16 protein-coding genes are annotated in these 17,140 nt (G+C 37.6%); 9 read left to right on the top strand and 7 right to left on the bottom strand.

Translation table 11 applies throughout. From position 1 onward, the window contains the following. Window positions 1–435: 435 nt before the first annotated feature. The 5 genes from lspA to ihfB all read right to left on the bottom strand — a co-directional run bounded on the left by lspA (window position 436) and on the right by ihfB (window position 3,466). Window positions 436–939: a signal peptidase II gene (gene lspA / locus PVV64_RS00170; RefSeq protein ID WP_273759065.1), complete on the bottom strand. Its 504-nt coding sequence runs from the start codon at window positions 937–939 to the stop codon at window positions 436–438. Next, window positions 936–1,784, bottom strand: coding sequence for an RNA methyltransferase (locus PVV64_RS00165; protein WP_273759064.1), 849 nt, complete (start codon window positions 1,782–1,784; stop codon window positions 936–938). Before PVV64_RS00165 ends, lspA begins: the two co-directional genes overlap by 4 nt. A 2-nt stretch (window positions 1,785–1,786) precedes the next feature. Continuing rightward, window positions 1,787–2,719, bottom strand: a complete 933-nt coding sequence (locus PVV64_RS00160; protein WP_273759272.1) for a class I SAM-dependent methyltransferase — start codon at window positions 2,717–2,719, stop codon at window positions 1,787–1,789. 163 nt (window positions 2,720–2,882) lie between these two features. After that, on the bottom strand, window positions 2,883–3,179 hold the full coding sequence (locus tag PVV64_RS00155) for a lipopolysaccharide assembly protein LapA domain-containing protein (protein ID WP_273759063.1): 297 nt from the start codon (window positions 3,177–3,179) through the stop codon (window positions 2,883–2,885). Window positions 3,180–3,187: 8 nt separating this feature from the next. Continuing rightward, entirely contained in the window at window positions 3,188–3,466 is a 279-nt protein-coding gene (gene ihfB, locus PVV64_RS00150) for an integration host factor subunit beta (protein ID WP_208442056.1), read from the bottom strand. A gap of 191 nt (window positions 3,467–3,657) precedes the next feature. On the opposite strand from ihfB, the gene lptC reads away from it, so the two are divergent. The 6 genes from lptC to rlmN all read left to right on the top strand — a co-directional run bounded on the left by lptC (window position 3,658) and on the right by rlmN (window position 10,576). Further along, on the top strand, window positions 3,658–4,299 hold the full coding sequence (gene lptC, locus PVV64_RS00145) for an LPS export ABC transporter periplasmic protein LptC (protein WP_273759062.1): 642 nt from the start codon (window positions 3,658–3,660) through the stop codon (window positions 4,297–4,299). 88 nt (window positions 4,300–4,387) lie between these two features. After that, the gene (locus PVV64_RS00140; protein WP_273759271.1) at window positions 4,388–4,999 is read left to right on the top strand and encodes an LptA/OstA family protein; all 612 of its coding nucleotides are present in this window, start codon (window positions 4,388–4,390) and stop codon (window positions 4,997–4,999) included. Window positions 5,000–5,005: 6 nt separating this feature from the next. Then, on the top strand, window positions 5,006–5,800 hold the full coding sequence (gene lptB, locus PVV64_RS00135) for an LPS export ABC transporter ATP-binding protein (RefSeq protein ID WP_273759061.1): 795 nt from the start codon (window positions 5,006–5,008) through the stop codon (window positions 5,798–5,800). Window positions 5,801–6,992: 1,192 nt separating this feature from the next. Further along, window positions 6,993–7,457: a PTS IIA-like nitrogen regulatory protein PtsN gene (gene ptsN / locus PVV64_RS00130; protein WP_273759060.1), complete on the top strand. Its 465-nt coding sequence runs from the start codon at window positions 6,993–6,995 to the stop codon at window positions 7,455–7,457. A gap of 1,339 nt (window positions 7,458–8,796) precedes the next feature. Continuing rightward, window positions 8,797–9,306 carry an invasion associated locus B family protein gene (locus PVV64_RS00125; RefSeq protein ID WP_273759058.1) on the top strand — a complete coding sequence of 170 codons (510 nt, stop codon included), beginning with the start codon at window positions 8,797–8,799 and terminating at the stop codon, window positions 9,304–9,306. Window positions 9,307–9,346: 40 nt separating this feature from the next. Next, window positions 9,347–10,576 (top strand): 23S rRNA (adenine(2503)-C(2))-methyltransferase RlmN, encoded by a 1,230-nt coding sequence (gene rlmN / locus PVV64_RS00120; protein ID WP_273759270.1) that lies wholly within the window; start codon window positions 9,347–9,349, stop codon window positions 10,574–10,576. A 2-nt stretch (window positions 10,577–10,578) separates the two neighbouring features. On the opposite strand, the gene PVV64_RS00115 is transcribed toward rlmN, so the two are convergent. Then, complete coding sequence (locus tag PVV64_RS00115) at window positions 10,579–11,217, bottom strand: LysE family translocator (protein WP_273759057.1); 639 nt, start codon at window positions 11,215–11,217, stop codon at window positions 10,579–10,581. Window positions 11,218–11,478: 261 nt separating this feature from the next. Between PVV64_RS00115 and PVV64_RS00110 the strand changes: the two genes are divergently transcribed. The 3 genes from PVV64_RS00110 to PVV64_RS00100 all read left to right on the top strand — a co-directional run bounded on the left by PVV64_RS00110 (window position 11,479) and on the right by PVV64_RS00100 (window position 16,330). After that, entirely contained in the window at window positions 11,479–12,705 is a 1,227-nt protein-coding gene (locus tag PVV64_RS00110) for an argininosuccinate synthase (protein WP_273759056.1), read from the top strand. Between the two features lie 386 nt (window positions 12,706–13,091). Next, window positions 13,092–14,753 (top strand): lysine--tRNA ligase, encoded by a 1,662-nt coding sequence (locus tag PVV64_RS00105; RefSeq protein ID WP_273759055.1) that lies wholly within the window; start codon window positions 13,092–13,094, stop codon window positions 14,751–14,753. Further along, complete coding sequence (locus PVV64_RS00100) at window positions 14,753–16,330, top strand: peptide chain release factor 3 (protein WP_273759054.1); 1,578 nt, start codon at window positions 14,753–14,755, stop codon at window positions 16,328–16,330. Before PVV64_RS00105 ends, PVV64_RS00100 begins: the two co-directional genes overlap by 1 nt. Before the next feature lie 458 nt (window positions 16,331–16,788). Here PVV64_RS00100 and trxA read toward each other — a convergent pair whose 3' ends face one another. Next, window positions 16,789–17,109 carry a thioredoxin gene (gene trxA / locus PVV64_RS00095; RefSeq protein WP_273759053.1) on the bottom strand — a complete coding sequence of 107 codons (321 nt, stop codon included), beginning with the start codon at window positions 17,107–17,109 and terminating at the stop codon, window positions 16,789–16,791. Between the last annotated feature and the right edge of the window lie 31 nt (window positions 17,110–17,140).

Below are 17,140 nucleotides of genomic sequence, written 5' to 3'. Positions count from 1 at the left end.
AGTCAACAAAGGAGCTGTATTTCCTATTTAGAGAAATAAGTATAAACAGGTTAGAAAAGCAAAAAAACACTATTAGAATTATTGCAGCTTTGTGCATACTATCCACGGTCCAATTTTAAATTGCCTGATGTTATCAGAATAAGTGTAAGAGCATAAAAGAATGGGAACATGATAGTTTTACATACTTTTGGCGAGAGAACAATTTTAACTGCTACCAAAGATGTTGGAAAGAGGAAAAAATGACATATCAGAATAAGCTTTGATATGTGAACCATGTAATTATATAAAGAAATTGAAAGGAAGAAGCATAAATCTAAAAGATATGAGCTTTTAGAGATGAGTAGGTTTAAAAATTTTTAATCGAAATTTATGCATAAAAACCGATAATATATTGCTTTATTCTGATTCCATTATCGAGGGGAAGAAGAAACACTTTTATTGAGAAGAAGTGCTATTGGAAGCGCTTTTGCTTTTAATCCAGATACGCAATTCGTCCATAAGGATAACAATGACACCGAGTGTGATAAAGCTATCAGCAAGGTTGAAAACAGCAAAATAAAAAATGTCATCGATATGAAAAAGGATATAATCGGTAACATGGTGAAAACGAATACGGTCAATAAGATTGCCAATTGCTCCACCAATGATGAGGGTAAGAGCGAAGCGCATTAAAGGCCTATCACATGGAGTATTTTTCCATAACCATAAGAGGAACACGATAATAGCAAGCGTAATAGCAATAAGTCCCCAGTGAGAAAAGGAAGAAAAAAACGAAAATGCAATACCAGAGTTACGCACATGATAAAGAGAAAGAAAAGGAAGAAGCGGTTGTGCTGTTCCAAGGGGTATATTGTGCATAACCCAGTATTTGACTGCTTGGTCAAGTCCTATTGTCACCACCAAACCAAGAAGAAAAAAAAGCAGTGATTTACGTATCATATTCTGGTCTCGCATGGTTCTAGTGTTAAATAAGGACGGCGAATTTCGTAAAGCATGATAGCTGTTGCTATCGCGAGATTAAGTGAGTCCGCGCGTCCACTTTGTGGAATGCGCGCAAGCTTATCACAATGATTTGCAAGAGACTCTGGTAACCCCTGTTTTTCATTTCCCATGAGAAGTATAACGGGACCGTGTTTAAAATCAATTGTACGATAATCGGTAGATCCTTTAAGATGCGTACCAACAATCGTACCTTTGAAGTGATCAGACCAGTTTAAAAAAGTAGTTTCATCGCAATGATAAAGTGGGACTGAAAAAATTGATCCCATTGTTGCACGAACGGTTTCAGGTGAAAAAGGATCTGTTGTTTCACCGATCAAAATAACACCTTTAGCGCCTACGGCATCGGCTGTACGAATAATAGTGCCAAGATTGCCAGGGTCACGCACCCGATCAAGCGCAACATACACATCCTTGACCTGTTTTTTAATCGTTTCAAGGGGGTGCCACTGTTGTTTGAAAATACCAATAACTGTTTGTGGATTATCACGCCTAGTTAGTGATTCCATCACCTTTTGTGAAGCTTTAATGACAAAGCCGCCATTGGCTACAGTGCGTGCAGCGGTATTTTCGATAGAACTATTACCAATTTGGCTTTTCGAAAAAATGAGTGTTTGTATTGACCAACCGAGATTGAGAGCATCAATGACCAATTTGAGTCCCTCTGCCATGAAAACACCTTCTCTATTACGGTTTTTTTTCTGGCTGAGTGCGCGCAGGTCTTTGATAAGAGGATTGCTAACAGAGGTGATTTCTTTAACTTTACCAGTTTTGGGTATACACATGTTCAGGCAATCCAACGGCTAAAAAGAGAAGTAGAAAGGGCGCGCCCCGCAGTTTCTTCACGTAAGATCAATTCTCCTGATTCGAGTGTACCACCAAGATTTATCAATTCATCACGCATTAAAGTATGAAGGGCATAGAAAGAAGCGCGAATGGAATAAGCGGTAAGTACTATGGCAAGAGGTTTATCCGAGAGAAGTTTACGACAATTTGTGATCATAGCAGGTAAATGATCAAACAATTGCCAAATTTCACCATGGGGGCCACGTCCATAGGCAGGAGGATCAAGAAGGATCATATCATAATTTTTTTTACGACGTATTTCGCGTTCGACAAATTTTACGGCATCATCACAAATCCAGCGAATGGGATAATCTAATAATCCTGCTCTGTCTTGATTGGCTTTTGCCCAAGCGATGGCTTTTTTAGAAGCATCTACATGTGTAACATTTGCACCCGCACGTGCACCAATCAGAGAAGCAATACCTGTATAACCAAAAAGATTAAGCAATTTGATAGGACGCGTTGCTTTAACAATTTGTTCTTCCATAAAGCGCCAATGAGCATCTTGCTCAGGAAAAACCCCTACGTGACGAAAGGAAGTAAAACGGCCTAGAAAAGATAATCCATTCCAAGCAAGTGGCCAAGTTTCACCAAGTGTTTTTTTAGGAAAATGCCAACGACCAACTCCTTCTTCATCAAGATTTCCTGTGAAAAGAGCATCGACATCAGCCCATTTCTTTTGTGATAAAGCGGGTTTCCACAACGCTTGGCCTTCTGGTCGAATAATACGGTAAACTCCATAACGCTCTAATTTTTGTCCATTCCCAGAGTCAAGAAGAGCATAATCTGCACTTGCTCCTGTTTCTAAAATAACAGGTACGTTCTCCTGCGGATATCTATCGTTATGGTAAGATTGAAAGAATTGTGCAGGCATATTCGGTATCGCGATACAAGTTTTTACAAGTTTATGTTCCAAAGCTCTTCAATTTTTCTCAAGAGTACAAAGGGCTATAGTCTATTAAAGCATGTATAGAAAAAAAGAAAAAGGGCACTTTTTATGCTGTATTGAATACAACAAAGAAAAGATTTCATGAAGATCATACGATATCTGTGATTGATTTTTTTAATTTCTCGAGCTCAGCTTTGCTTTTCTTGAGGGCTTTTTTGCATTTATGATATGCAAACCAATTGCTTAAGCTTCCCAGCAAAATGCCAAGACCGAAAAAAATAAAGAGCCATATAAAAAAAGGAGCATTGTAAGTAAAATTTTCTGAGTTTGTCTGAAAAGGATCAAGCGTTAGCGTAACCATTTGACGATTAGCTATGATAAAAGCAAGCAAAAGCCCTGTCGGAATCAGCAAAGTAATTGCAAAAAAGATACGTTTAATTGTCATGAATTTACTCATTGATTAAGTCGATCACGTAAATCCTTGCCTGTTTTGAAAAAAGGAATCCATTTTTCTTCAACAGCAACGGCTTCACCTGTTCGTGGATTACGACCATTACGTGCTGAGCGACTTTTGACAGAAAAAGCTCCAAATCCACGCAGTTCAACACGATTACCATTTGCAAGCGCTGTTGAAATTTCTTCAAAAATAGCATTCACAATATTTTCCACATCACGTTGAAAAAGATGCGGATTTTGACGTGCAATAATCTGTACAAGCTCTGATTTAACCAAAATAGCCTCACTTTCACACAGAAAAAATTTTCTATCATTGTGCATTTCATGCATGCACATTACAATATATAAACGAATGAGAATAGAATAAAACCAAGAAAAAACAAATTGCAAGAAACAAAATTTGAAAATACCTTTTAGAGAGGTTATACAGGTTGAAAAACACGGAATATTTAAGAGATTAGGAGAATATGTCCGTACACAATCATTATGAAGCCGTTTCGACACAATCACCTTTGGGGGATGTTTTTAAAAAAGCATCCCGTCATTCGCGTCGTATTATCATATTAAAGGTTTTATTACCTCTGTTAGCATTGGCAGCTGCCCTTGCTTTTTGCTGGTTTACATTTTTCTTTACGCCTACGGCTTCTGAGCCTGTGACTTTAAATAACGAAGAGGAAGAGGTAACGAAATTGACAATGCTTAATCCCAAATTAGAAGGTTACACGCGCGCTCATGAACCTTATTGGCTTAAAGCAGAAAAGGCATTTCAAGATCCTACACGTTCTGGAATAATTGGGCTGCAAAACATTACAGCTGAAACACTTATTAGTAAACAGCGACGGGTTTTTCTTGATGCACAAGGGGGATTTTACGATAATATAAAAGGTTTCTTACAATTGGATAAGCCATTCACTATTACAACAAATGACGGCATGATTGCACAATTTATGGATGCAAATATTAATTTATCTGAAGGGCAATTAAACACAGATCAACGTGTCAATATTAAGCGTGCTGGTTTGCATCTTGCAGCAAATGCTTTGCAAATTCGAGAAAAAGGGCAAAATATCTATTTTCATGGCGGTGTGCATTTAGTAATTGATAAATAATAAGGTCATATCAATAGGAATCATAAATGATTTTTATGAAAGAGGAATATGCGTATCTGTGAAGAGAAGAAGAGTGAGAAGTAATGAAATGAAGCTGAGGGGATCATACAAAAAATGGATAGGGGGATCTTTGGCTTTGAGCATGGGAATGTTAGGGACTGGAACAGTTTTGGGATATGCTGAAGTTGCCCATTTTGGCATTAATTTATCAAATGACAAAGGACCGGTAGAACTTTATGCCAATTCTTTAGAAATACGTGACAAAGAGGGGATAGCGCTTTTTAGTGGTGATGTTTCTGTGGCTCAAGGTGAACGTCTTCTGCGAACGGAAAAATTAGTTGTTTACTATGATAATAAGAAGCACAATGTTGCTGATAAAGCCCAAACAGATACAAAGACATTATCGCCTGCTTGGTTTGGTTCAACGGGTGTTAAGAAAATGGAAGCTTTAGGAAAGGTTTATATAAAAATTGCGACACAAATCGCTACGGGTGATAAAGGTGTTTTTGATGGAAAATCAAAAATAATGAGCTTGACAGGCAATAATGTTGTATTAACCGATGGTGATAATGTAGCAACAGGGTGCAAATTAACGGCAGATATGAAAAGTGGAAAGGCCTTTCTAGAAGGTTGTGAAAAGTCTAAGAAAAAGGGACGTGTTTCTATTATTTTTAAACAAAGTCAAAAGAATGGCCATTAAGGTTTCATGTTTGGAATCAAAAGAAAAAAACAGACAGATAGATCTGAACTAGCAAGTGAAGCTTTAAAAAAGCGCTTAAAAGGGACTTTAATTGCTAGTCATTTAATGAAAATTTATCGTGGCAGACAGACTGTTAAGGGTGTTTCTTTTGGCGTTCGTACTGGAGAAGCTGTCGGCATTTTAGGTCCCAATGGTGCGGGAAAAACGACGTGTTTCTATATGGTTACGGGTCTCATTAAGTCTGATGGAGGGTCCATTAAAATTGACGGATTTGATATTACCCATCTTCCGATGTATCGCCGTGCTCGTTTAGGTATTGGTTATCTTCCCCAAGAAGCCTCTATTTTTCGTGGTCTTTCGGTAGAAAATAACATTAAAGCTGTTTTGGAGATCGTCGAAAAAGATCGTCTTAAACGAAGAGAAGAGTTAAACAGTCTTTTACATGAATTCAAAATTGATCATTTACGCAAAATGCCAGCACTTTCTTTATCTGGGGGGGAACGTCGACGACTTGAAATTGCGCGCGCTTTAGCTTCTCGTCCCAATTTTATGTTACTTGATGAGCCCTTTGCGGGAATTGATCCTATCGCCATTTTTGATATTCAGCAGCTTATTCGTCATTTAACGAGACGTGGAATTGGTGTTTTGATAACGGATCATAATGTACGTGAGACATTGGGGCTTGTCGACCGTGCATATATCATTCATGCTGGACAAGTATTAGTTCACGGTTGTCCTAACGATATTATCAACAATGTTGATGTGCGCAGAATTTATTTAGGACATCAATTTTCTCTCTGATTGTATAGTTTGTATGCGCTCTCATTTATCCCTAAACAGAATAATATAATGGACATAAGCGCTGTTTTTATACATTTATGAAATCAAACATATTCATGAGAGGAATATAAAACTTCGCGTGATTCTTTAGAAAATATGCTTGGGACACATTTCTGTTCCATAATCAAAAATTTATTGCTTCATTGCAAAAACGATGACGATGTTGTTAAGAGTTTCAAATAAAGATAGTAGATAAAATTGTTTGAGGAATAAAGAAAAATAGGCATTTGTAATGGTGTTAAGCAATATTTTTTTAAGAAGATTATGTTCATATGAATCTTGCTGAAACGCACCTTAATTTGTACCAAAACTGCTTTTATAATCATAACCTTAAATGAGATTTTTCTAAAGAGTAGAAAACTTCTCATGGAGATGGAATGATTTCATTGTTTTATATGTTTAGTTTGCTTTTGATGATACCATGGAAAAGATATCACTAGATTAAGCTTATAATGAATGGTAAATGGAGCTGTAAATGAATGCGCATGTTGTTAAAAGGATAGATATTAATAATATTTTCTCTGTCGAATCAAACAACAGATCGATGATGCTGTTTGGGATATTGTGATGGTTGTGCCATGGGTTGTATGTATTATGGTTATCAAATAAGATTTATGATATTTCGTTTGCTTGCATTGCGTATTTAAAGCGGGTGTATAGCTGTGGCTATTAGACCAAATCTGTGAATCTTTTTACCGTAACCATTGAATGATTTAGAGCCTTTGAGATTGTTGTAGCTTAGCGGCGTTCAAGCTGCACGGTGTTTGTCAAAAGAGAGTGCTTTTTTCCTTAATATGTTTGTTATTTTAGAGAAGCTAATTTTTAAAAGACAGAAAAAAATCGGATGAGGAATTGTTACTCACTATTGTAATTAAAGGATAGATAAATTTATGAATAATGGCTTTTGCTAGTATTGTAGGGAAATTAATTTTAGAGACGATGTCATTTCCTTGTTTTCTCATGCTGTTAATGAGGCACCAAATGGCTATTTATTTTTGCGCACTGAGAGTGAGAGGAAATAAATTAAACCATCCTCCGTTATAAATTGAAAAGTAATATCACATGTGATGATGCAAGAAAGTGAAAGAACTTGAAAGAGCACCGTTTACAAGTTGTAGGTGAGCATTTGAGCATGTAAAAGGAACATTAAAGTATGAATTTGAGTGAGTTAATTGCACCGGAAGCGATTGTTCCGGCTCTTAAGGCGAATTCGAAGAAACAAGTTCTGCAAGTTTTGGCTGAAAAAGCTGCAGAGCTGACAGGTCTTAGTGAACATGTGATTTTTGATGTTGTTTTACAACGTGAAAAATTAGGTTCAACGGGTCTGGGTGGTGGAATTGCTATTCCTCATGGAAAATTACCGGATATTAACCGAATTATTGGTATATTCGCACGTCTTGAAAGCCCAGTCGATTTCGAAGCTCTTGATGAAGAGCCTATTGATCTTGTTTTTCTCCTTTTAGCGCCTGAGAATGCAGGTGCAGATCACTTGAAAGCTTTATCGCAAATTGCGCGTGTTTTACGTCATAGCGATGTTGTCCAAAAATTGCGCAACACTTCTGATGCCCATGGACTTTATGCTTTACTGATTCAAAATTCAGAATCGAATGCGGCTTAAAGGATGATGTGGTGTATGATGGTGGATAGTGCACCACAGAATAGGCTAGGAAATAATCCCATGTGCATTTAAAAAACGAAGAAGCGGGGATCGCGTCATGTAATTTTGAAAACGTATATCTAACATATATCTTAAGGGAATTATTTTTTAAGAATGAGAGATAGGAATAACATCTGACTTTTGTTGTTTTCCTTTACAAAGCATTTGTGATTATGTTTCCAAATACTCTTTCTTTAAGCACCGATGAGTTGAATTTTTTCATAAATCAAATCGGTTTAAGTCTTTTTTTATGATATGGGTATTTAAGTTTCTCAAAAAAGATAAAGGTTTCTGTATCCTTTGATTATGGGGAAAATTAACTGTTTAAGGATAGACTTAGACGAGATAGCAGCTACGTTAGAGGGCCAATATTAAAAAAGGACTTCATAGGGAAAAGAATATAAATTACAGATTTGAGGTTAAAAAACAGGATTTTTAATGCGTGTATAAGCTTGTTCAATGGAACTTTAATGAGGTTGTCAAAAAACGATAAGAGAGAATTTAGAAGCGGTTGTGGAAAAAAGTTTGATATTTTTTTATAAATGACATTCAAACAAGACAACGATATTTATCAAATCAATGTTTTAAAAAATTTTGTGAAGGAGAACGCAAGTTATCGGGTGCATTAAAACGATGAAGCTCATATAGATTTCAGCAATCACTTCAAAAATTGGCAAATTGATATGGTAAGGCATATAGTGCGATTAAATAATATTAAAGACAGCAAAATAACTGACGATGGTTGATACGGGGGCTCTATGCTCTTAGGGCTTTAAGATCATGATGAAAGTGGTATCTCAACGATATTGAAGACAAAGTATGGACACACTATAATTGATGACAACAGTGTGTATTTAGCAGTTTTTATAAAGGCAAAAGGTTGAATATATCAAGTTTATCAGGGAGATTCAAAAAACTGTGAAATTTGAAATATTTTTTATGGGATATGTTGCCAAGATTTTGTAGCAAATTGTTTTTTGTAAAAGAGTGCGGTTTATTTCTTAAGAAGGTGATGGTATATTTTTAAACTTCCAATTGCTTAAAGAAATAGTTTTTGCATGAGAAGCAACGTTTATTGCATAAAATCAAAATGTTATTTTTTACTCTTGCTGTTGAACAAAAAATTCATATTTTTGTAACAACTAGCAGGTCATAATTAGAAATGAAGAAACGGTTCGAATGAACCTAAAGATATTTCGCTTATTGAAAAGATTGAGACGACGACACGAAGGCATCGACGAGTTTTTGTTGAGCTTTTCCGATGAAGAGAATCTTGTTAGAGATTAAAGAAGTGAGCTAAATGAAGATGTTTAAGAAGACTGTTATTGCTGTATTTGTAATGGTTATGGTTACTCTTGGGGCAGTGTGTGCACAAACGCCAAGTCGTTTAAATCAATTTGAAGCTTGGGGAGCCTATTCTTATAAATCACCCCAAAAGACTATTTGCTATGTGTTGTCGGTACCTTTACAGTCTCTTCCAACGACAGTTAAACATGGTGATAATTTCTTTTTAGTTACCAAGCGTTCTCATTCTCCTATCTCGTTTGAACCACAATTCATGGCAGGTTACACACTGAAGGAAGGATCAAAAGTTACTGTTACCATTGGAGATAAGGATTTTGATTTTTTCACGAAAGATTCATCGGCTTGGTTAGCCTCATCAGAGCTAGAAAGGCAGCTTGTTTCTGCTATGCGTGCTGGAATGAATATGAAAGTGAAAGCAGTTTCAAAACGGGGAACTGCGACCACCTATACTTATTCCTTAAAAGGGATAACCGCAGCATTAAATGCAACTCAGAAATGCTATTAAGGCCTTTTTAATTCTAACCTATGGGATAAATTGGGAAACAATGGCTATTTCCTGTGACCTTAGACCTTTTGGCTCATGTTCAGCACGAGAAACAAATCATGTTGTCGTGAAGGAGGATTCTAAGCTCTCTTTAATTGGTTTATATCAAGATGAAATGATACAAGCTTTAAAGGAAGTTGGTGTACCAGAGCGCCAAACGCGAATGCGTGTACGTCAGCTCTGGCATTGGCTTTATGTGCGTGGTGTTTCAAATTTTGATGAGATGCGAAATATTTCTAAATCCATGCAAGAGATGCTTAATAGCCATTTTTCCATTGCACGCCCAGAAATTGTTGGAGAACAAATATCAAAAGATGGTACGCGTAAATGGCTCTTACGCTTTCCAGCGCGCGGTGCTGGGAGACCTGTGGAAATTGAAACGGTTTATATCCCTGAAGAGGGGCGTGGAACTTTGTGTCTTTCATCGCAGGTAGGGTGTACGTTAACCTGTTCTTTTTGTCATACGGGAACTCAAGTACTTGTTCGCAATCTCACAGCAGAAGAGATTTTAGCGCAATTACTCGTTGCACGTGATTGTCTGGGTGATTTTCCTGATAAGGATACACCTGATGGAGCAATTGTTCCTGTTGAAGGGCGCAAAATCACCAATATCGTTATGATGGGAATGGGAGAACCACTTTATAATTTTGAAGCAGTCAAAAAAGCTTTATTGATTGCTTCGGATGGAGAGGGACTCTCTTTATCAAAACGTCGGATTACGCTTTCAACTAGTGGAGTGGTTCCAGGCATTATCCGAACAGGAGAAGAAATTGGCGTTATGTTAGCGATTTCGCTCCATGCGGTGCACGATACACTTCGGGATATGCTTGTTCCAATCAATAAAAAATATCCACTTGCTTTGTTGATGGATGCTTGCCGTAATTATCCTGGTCTTTCCAATGCCAAACGAATTACATTTGAATATGTTATGTTAAAAGACATAAATGATAGTTTAGATGATGCTAAGCAGTTGATTCAATTACTAAAAGGGATTCCAGCGAAGATCAATTTAATTCCTTTTAATCCATGGCCTGGAAGTAATTATCAATGCTCTGATTGGGAACAAATTGAGCGTTTTGCTGATGTGGTTAATCAAGCAGGTTATGCTTCTCCTATTCGAATACCGCGCGGGCGCGATATCTTAGCGGCATGTGGTCAACTTAAATCAGCATCAGAGCGTTTACGTAAATCTGAACGTTTGCGGCTTGAAGATGCGGTAGGTAGTCAATAAACTCAATTTTCTGTTATGAGAAGATGAAGGGCAAAGCTGGTAAAAGTACCTGCAATAAGCCAGTCAAGAAAGCGAAGATAAAAAGGATTTTTCTTGAGATTTTTAAAAAGTTTATGTGCCATAAAAACAATAGAAATTGCAATGGGGAGAGAAATAACGATGTAAGAGAGCCCTAAAATAAGTAGTTTTTGCGTTGCCATAGGGTCATTCGCATTAATAAATTGCGGTAAGAAGGTTACGTTAAAGAGAATAACTTTAGGGTTTAAAAGGTTAATTCCAATACCAGCAAGATAGTTACGTTTAGAGCTCTTGTATTGAGATGAGCTCTGTTCAAGAGAAAATGTTGAGCGTTTACGTAATGCTTGAAGAGCAAACCATAAAAGATAACAAGCGCCAGCAATTTTAAGAAGAGAAAAAGCACGTGGTGAAGCGAAAATAAGAGCAGAGAGGCCAAGCGCTACACCAGTCACTTGAATGACAAAACCTGTTGCGCTTCCAAGAACACACATAATGCCGGCTTTTTTACTTTGTGTAATAGTTCGCCCTATAGAGAGCATCATGTCAGGTCCTGGAATAAGAGCTAAAATCAATGATGCCACAAAAAATTGTATTAAAATAGGCCATTCAGGAAAAAATGACATATAAACCTCTTCGTTTTCAGTAAAGGCGCTCAAGCTAATGATGCCACAAAAAATTATATTAGGATAGTTCATCAGAGAGAAGTGCTATTTAAACCTTTTTGTTGTTGTGTAAAGAGGTTTAAATAATTTACACTTCTTACAAATTACAAAAAGTGCTTCTTTACACATTCTTGTATGTTTTTGCATCTTTTAAATGTTGTTCAAAAGGAGTTTATTTGCATATTTTTTAATCTCTAAGTTAAAAGAAAACGGAATTTTAAAATGAAAAAGTGGCAAAATATGAGAAAAGTTGTTTTGGCTTATTCAGGTGGTTTGGATACGTCCATTATTCTGAAATGGTTACAAAGTGAACGAGGTGTTGAAGTTGTAACTTTTACAGCTGATTTGGGACAGGGGGAAGAGTTGGCACTTGCGCGTCGTAAAGCTGAGATGCTGGGTGTTAAAGAAATTTATATAGAAGATTTACGTGAAGAGTTTGTGCGTGATTTTGTCTTTCCAATGTTTCGAGCCAATGCCGTTTATGAAGGGACCTATCTTTTGGGAACATCAATTGCTCGTCCACTTATTTCCAAGAGGCTTATTGAAATTGCTAAGGAAACAGGAGCCGATGCTATTGCCCATGGAGCAACAGGAAAAGGCAATGATCAAGTACGCTTTGAACTTTCTGCTTATGCACTTAATCCTGATATCAAAATTATTGCTCCTTGGCGTGATTGGGATTTTAAGAGTCGAACAGATTTGATTGATTTTGCACATGCCCATCAAATTTTGATAGAGCGGGATAAACAAGGTGAAGCACCTTTTTCAGTTGATGCAAATTTATTACATTCATCATCAGAAGGAAAAATTTTGGAAGATCCAGCGATACCTGCTCCCGAATATGTACATATGCGGACTCTTTCGCCAGAAGCTGCTCCAGATCAAGCAACCATAATCACTATTGGCTTTAAAAAAGGTGATGCGGTTTCGATCAATGGGAAAAGTCTCTCTCCTGCAAATTTACTTTCTGAATTGAATGATTATGGGCGCGATAATGGTATCGGCCGATTAGATTTGGTAGAAAATCGTTTTGTTGGTATGAAATCGCGTGGCATTTATGAGACACCAGGAGGAACCATTCTTTTGGCGGCTCACCGAGCAATGGAATCGTTGACATTGGATCGTGGTGCAGCGCATTTGAAAGATGAATTAATGCCGCGTTATGCAGAACTCATTTATTATGGCTTTTGGTTTTCACCTGAACGCAAAATGTTGCAAGCAGCTATTGATTTATCTCAAGAAAATGTTGAAGGCGAAGTGACACTCAAACTTTATAAGGGTAATGTAATTGTCGAAGGACGCCAGAGCCAAAAGTCACTTTACTCTAGTCAATTGGTTACCTTTGAGGATGATGAAGGAGCTTATGACCCAAAAGACGCTGCCGGTTTTATTAAATTAAATGCCCTGCGTTTACGCACATTGGCGGCGCGTTCTCTAGAGTGTAAATAAATCTCACTACAGATATCATAAAAGGGTGTTTTTTGTATAACATGTTTAATTTTGTTATTTTTCTAATGTATTGCGTTAGAAAAGAGGTTAAAGGTTTGTTTTTCAATTCAATGCTAGAAGATTTCTTTTTGATGGTAATAAATAAACTTTAGAAGAACAACAATGAGAATACCAATAACAAAAACGAGTCCATGACATTGAATAATAATTATATTTCAGTGATATAAAAATAGAACAAAATACAACAGAAAAACAAGATTGATCTTAGTGATAGCAAGAGCCCGATAGAAAGATTTTTGACAGCTTTTCGCTTGCTATTATTGACGAATGAATTCAAGAACCATACACCGTACCATTAAAGAGTTTAATTTTTTAGGATAAAGATAATGACGCCTGATCATTGTGATACCCTTAGCCTTACGCCAGAATTAAGAGATGCAGCTGTTCAATCGAGAGCTTGGCCATTTGAAGAAGCACATAAGATTATCAAACGATATGAAAAAACAGGTTATCCAGAAAGTATAATATTTGAAACGGGCTATGGACCTTCTGGTTTGCCACATATTGGTACCTTTGGGGAGGTCGCACGTACCACCATGGTACGTCATGCTTTTCATATTCTCACAGAGAATAAAGTGAAAACAAAATTGCTTTGTTTTTCTGATGATATGGATGGTTTGCGCAAAGTTCCAGATAATGTGCCTGATCGGGAGAAGATGGAAAGCTATCTTGGTCAACCGCTTAGTCGCGTCCCAGATCCTTTTGGTGATATTTATCCTTCTTTTGGAGCAGCAAATAATGCGCGTTTGCGCACTTTTCTTGATCGTTTTGGTTTTGATTATGAATTTGCCAGTGCTACCGATTATTATAGTTCCGGTCGTTTTGATGAAACACTCTTAAAAATTCTTGCTTTTTATGACAAGGTGATGGCAATTGTTATGCCTACTTTGGGTGAAGAAAGGCGCGCTACTTATTCACTCTTTTTACCCATTTCTCCCTTTTCTGGAAAAGTATTACAGGTGCCGATGATTGCTCGCAATGTTGAGAAAGGCACGGTCACCTATATTGAGCCTGAAACAGGAGAAACCATTGAAACGGAAGTAACGGGGGGAAAAGTGAAATGTCAATGGAAGGTAGATTGGGCAATGCGCTGGACAGCGCTTGGTGTTGATTATGAAATGGCAGGCAAAGATCTTATCGATTCCACGAACCTTTCTTCTAAGATTTGCAAAGTGCTTGGTGGAAAGCCACCCGAAGGATTTAACTATGAACTTTTTTTAGATGAGAAGGGTCAGAAAATTTCCAAATCAAAAGGAAATGGTTTAACCATTGATGAGTGGTTGACATATGCTCCAACGGAGAGTCTTGGGCTTTATATGTTTGCCAAGCCCAAAACAGCAAAACGACTTTATTTTGATGTTATCCCCAAAGCTGTTGATGAATATTATGCACATCTTTCGGCTTATGGTCGCCAACAATGGAAAGAGCGGCTTAATAATCCGGTATGGCATATCCATAATGGTTGTCCTCCGCAGGTTGATTTGCCTGTACCCTTTGCTTTGCTACTCAATTTGGTAAGTGCTTCCAATGCAGAGAATAAAGAGGTTCTCTGGGGTTTTATTTCTCGTTATGCTAAAGGAGCAAATGCACAAACTTATCCAGAACTTGATCAATTGGTGCAATTTGCTCTGAAATATTTTGATGTTTTTGTTAAACCCAATAAAAAATTTCGACCAGCAGATGACAGTGAACGAGCAACATTAAGGCAAATTGATGCAAAATTAGCTAGTTTGCCTAAAACTGCTGATAGCAATACGATTCAAAATGCACTGCTTGATGTTGCACGTTTAACAGAACGCTATCAAGACCATAGCAAAAAAAGTCCTGAAGGGGGGCCTGGTGTTTCCAATGTCTTTTTTCAAATGTTGTATGAAGTCCTTTTAGGGCAAGAACGAGGACCACGGTTGGGATCATTTATTGCCTTGTACGGGATTGATGAAATGCGAGCACTGATTGCTGAATCGCTTGCACGACCTGCGGGGGAATAATGGAAAAGCGTGTGCAAGAAGTAAAACGGCGTCGTACATTTGCAATTATCGCCCATCCAGATGCGGGAAAAACAACGCTAACGGAAAAGCTGTTATTATTTGGTGGAGCTATTCAGCTTGCTGGTGAGGTAAAAGCAAAAAAAGACCGTATTCAAACCCGTTCCGATTGGATGCATATCGAACGGGACCGTGGTATTTCAGTTGTAACATCCGTGATGACATTTGAATATGCAAATCACATTTTTAATCTTCTGGACACTCCAGGACATGAGGATTTTGCCGATGATACCTATCGCACTCTCACCGCTGTTGATAGTGCTATTATGGTGCTAGATGGAGCACGCGGAATTGAACCTAGAACACTGAAATTATTTGAAGTGTGCCGAATGCGGGATATTCCTATCGTTACTTTTATCAACAAAATGGATCGTGAAGCACGTGATCCTATAGAGCTTTTAGATGAGATTGAAGAAAAACTCGCTCTTGATACTGCTCCAATAACTTGGCCAATTGGTACGGGTAAGGATTTTGTAGGAACCTTTGATCTTCATCATAATCGGTTTCGTCAAAAAGATGATGAGGTAACACAACAGATAGTCTCTAAGCTTGATGAGGTTGCAAATTTGCTTCCCCAATATCAACGTTTAAATTTTATGGAAGGCGTAGAACTTGCACGTAATGCTTGCAAAAATTTTGATCTTCAAGCTTTCCATGAAGGCCATATGACACCGGTTTATTTTGGTTCGGCTTTACGAAATTTTGGCGTTCGTGATTTGATTAATGCGCTGGTTGATTTTGGTCAAAGTCCTCGTGATCAGAGTGCAGATAAACGCAATATTGTTGCCACGGAAGCTAAAATGACGGGGTTTGTCTTTAAAATACAAGCGAATATGGATCCTAATCACCGTGATCGCATTGCATTCTTTCGGGTATGTTCAGGAACACTTGAACGTGGCATGAAGACAAAGTTAGTCCGAACAGGAAAACCGTTAACACTTTCAGCACCACAATTTTTCTTTGCGCGTTCGCGGCAAATTGCTGATCAAGCCTATGCCGGTGATATTGTCGGAATTCCTAATCATGGAACATTGCGTATTGGTGATACCTTGACGGAAGGAGAAGATATCCTCTTTAAGGGAGTGCCCAATTTTGCACCGGAAATTTTACGTCGTGTTTGTTTGGGGGATCCAATGAAAGCAAAAAAATTGAAAGAAGCTTTGCATCAAATGGCGGAAGAGGGGGTCGTGCAATTATTTATCCCTGATGATGGTTCACCTTCTCTCATTGGTGTGATTGGTGCTTTGCAGATTGATGTTCTCAAAGAACGGCTTAAAATAGAATATGGCTTGCCGGTCAATTTTGAACCAGCACGTTTTAATATATGCCGTTGGATTTCAGCAGAGAGTAAAGATGAGCTGCAAAATTTTCTGAACAATCACCGTTCTGCCATTGCCCATGACCTAGAGGGTGCTCCGGTTTTTTTAGCAGAAAACCATTTTTCATTAAATTATGAAGCAGAGCGAGCACCGAAAATAAAATTTGCTTTTTTTAAGGATTATCAAATACGCTCGGAATAAAATTCAATGCATTGATTTATAAAGATAATTAATCGTTACTCATCTTGAATAAACGCCCCCCATATCCCACGATTATCTCATTTCAAATCTCTCCCATGGAGAATCAATCAAAACCATTCGCTTGCACGTCACAGATGGGGGTGGCGTGTGGGTAAAAATGGCATCAGAAAGAAATAAAATACTTCCTATGAACCGCCTTAGGTGCCAAGGATTATAGAAAACATTGGTGGCTAAAAGAGATAATACAGATTTGCTCTTCATAAGCGTAAAGATGGCGGATTTTCAATAGACTTTATCATGATACTATTCATGGAACTATCGGGAAATGGATTTAGGCTCTTTAAGAGATATTTTTTTAACAGATAAGTTTTAAAAGAAGAAAAACTGTTCTCAAAAATCATAGAAAAAGGAGAGATATGTTCTCTCCTTTTTCTAGAAAAATCACTATATAAGAAGATTTAAAGAAGTCCTTTGATCCACTCGGAAATACGCCCTTTGGCCGCAGCACCAACCATATTTGATGCAACATTTCCACCTTTGAACATCAATAAGGTAGGAATCGAGCGTACTCCATATTGGGTAGCCAGTTCTGGATTTTCATCGATATTCACTTTGGCAATTTTGACTTGATTTTGCATTTCCATGGAAATTTCATCTAAAATCGGAGCAATCATTTTGCAAGGCCCACACCACTCTGCCCAAAAATCAACCACAACAGGGGTAGAGGAGGTCAGAACTTCACTTTCGAAATTGCTCTTATCAACTTTTATACATGTCATTGATTTGTCCTTTATATTCACTTCTATAGAT

The organism is Bartonella sp. ML70XJBT.G (genome assembly GCF_028618575.1).
In the GTDB taxonomy this organism is placed as follows: domain Bacteria; phylum Pseudomonadota; class Alphaproteobacteria; order Rhizobiales; family Rhizobiaceae; genus Bartonella.
This window is presented reverse-complemented; position numbering and strand designations above follow the sequence as displayed.

What these genes read in the sequence shown, in the direction of transcription:
- trxA (WP_273759053.1), bottom strand. Translation starts at nt 17,109, where the DNA reads ATGACATGTATAAAAGTTGATAAGAGCAATTTCGAAAGTGAAGTTCTG.
- lspA (WP_273759065.1), bottom strand. Translation starts at nt 939, where the DNA reads ATGATACGTAAATCACTGCTTTTTTTTCTTCTTGGTTTGGTGGTGACA.
- rlmN (WP_273759270.1), top strand. Translation starts at nt 9,347, where the DNA reads ATGGCTATTTCCTGTGACCTTAGACCTTTTGGCTCATGTTCAGCACGA.
- PVV64_RS00100 (WP_273759054.1), top strand. Translation starts at nt 14,753, where the DNA reads ATGGAAAAGCGTGTGCAAGAAGTAAAACGGCGTCGTACATTTGCAATT.
- PVV64_RS00165 (WP_273759064.1), bottom strand. Translation starts at nt 1,784, where the DNA reads ATGTGTATACCCAAAACTGGTAAAGTTAAAGAAATCACCTCTGTTAGC.
- lptC (WP_273759062.1), top strand. Translation starts at nt 3,658, where the DNA reads ATGTCCGTACACAATCATTATGAAGCCGTTTCGACACAATCACCTTTG.
- lptB (WP_273759061.1), top strand. Translation starts at nt 5,006, where the DNA reads ATGTTTGGAATCAAAAGAAAAAAACAGACAGATAGATCTGAACTAGCA.
- ptsN (WP_273759060.1), top strand. Translation starts at nt 6,993, where the DNA reads ATGAATTTGAGTGAGTTAATTGCACCGGAAGCGATTGTTCCGGCTCTT.
- PVV64_RS00110 (WP_273759056.1), top strand. Translation starts at nt 11,479, where the DNA reads ATGAAAAAGTGGCAAAATATGAGAAAAGTTGTTTTGGCTTATTCAGGT.
- PVV64_RS00125 (WP_273759058.1), top strand. Translation starts at nt 8,797, where the DNA reads ATGAAGATGTTTAAGAAGACTGTTATTGCTGTATTTGTAATGGTTATG.
- PVV64_RS00160 (WP_273759272.1), bottom strand. Translation starts at nt 2,719, where the DNA reads ATGCCTGCACAATTCTTTCAATCTTACCATAACGATAGATATCCGCAG.
- PVV64_RS00155 (WP_273759063.1), bottom strand. Translation starts at nt 3,179, where the DNA reads ATGACAATTAAACGTATCTTTTTTGCAATTACTTTGCTGATTCCGACA.
- PVV64_RS00105 (WP_273759055.1), top strand. Translation starts at nt 13,092, where the DNA reads ATGACGCCTGATCATTGTGATACCCTTAGCCTTACGCCAGAATTAAGA.
- PVV64_RS00140 (WP_273759271.1), top strand. Translation starts at nt 4,388, where the DNA reads ATGAAGCTGAGGGGATCATACAAAAAATGGATAGGGGGATCTTTGGCT.
- PVV64_RS00115 (WP_273759057.1), bottom strand. Translation starts at nt 11,217, where the DNA reads ATGTCATTTTTTCCTGAATGGCCTATTTTAATACAATTTTTTGTGGCA.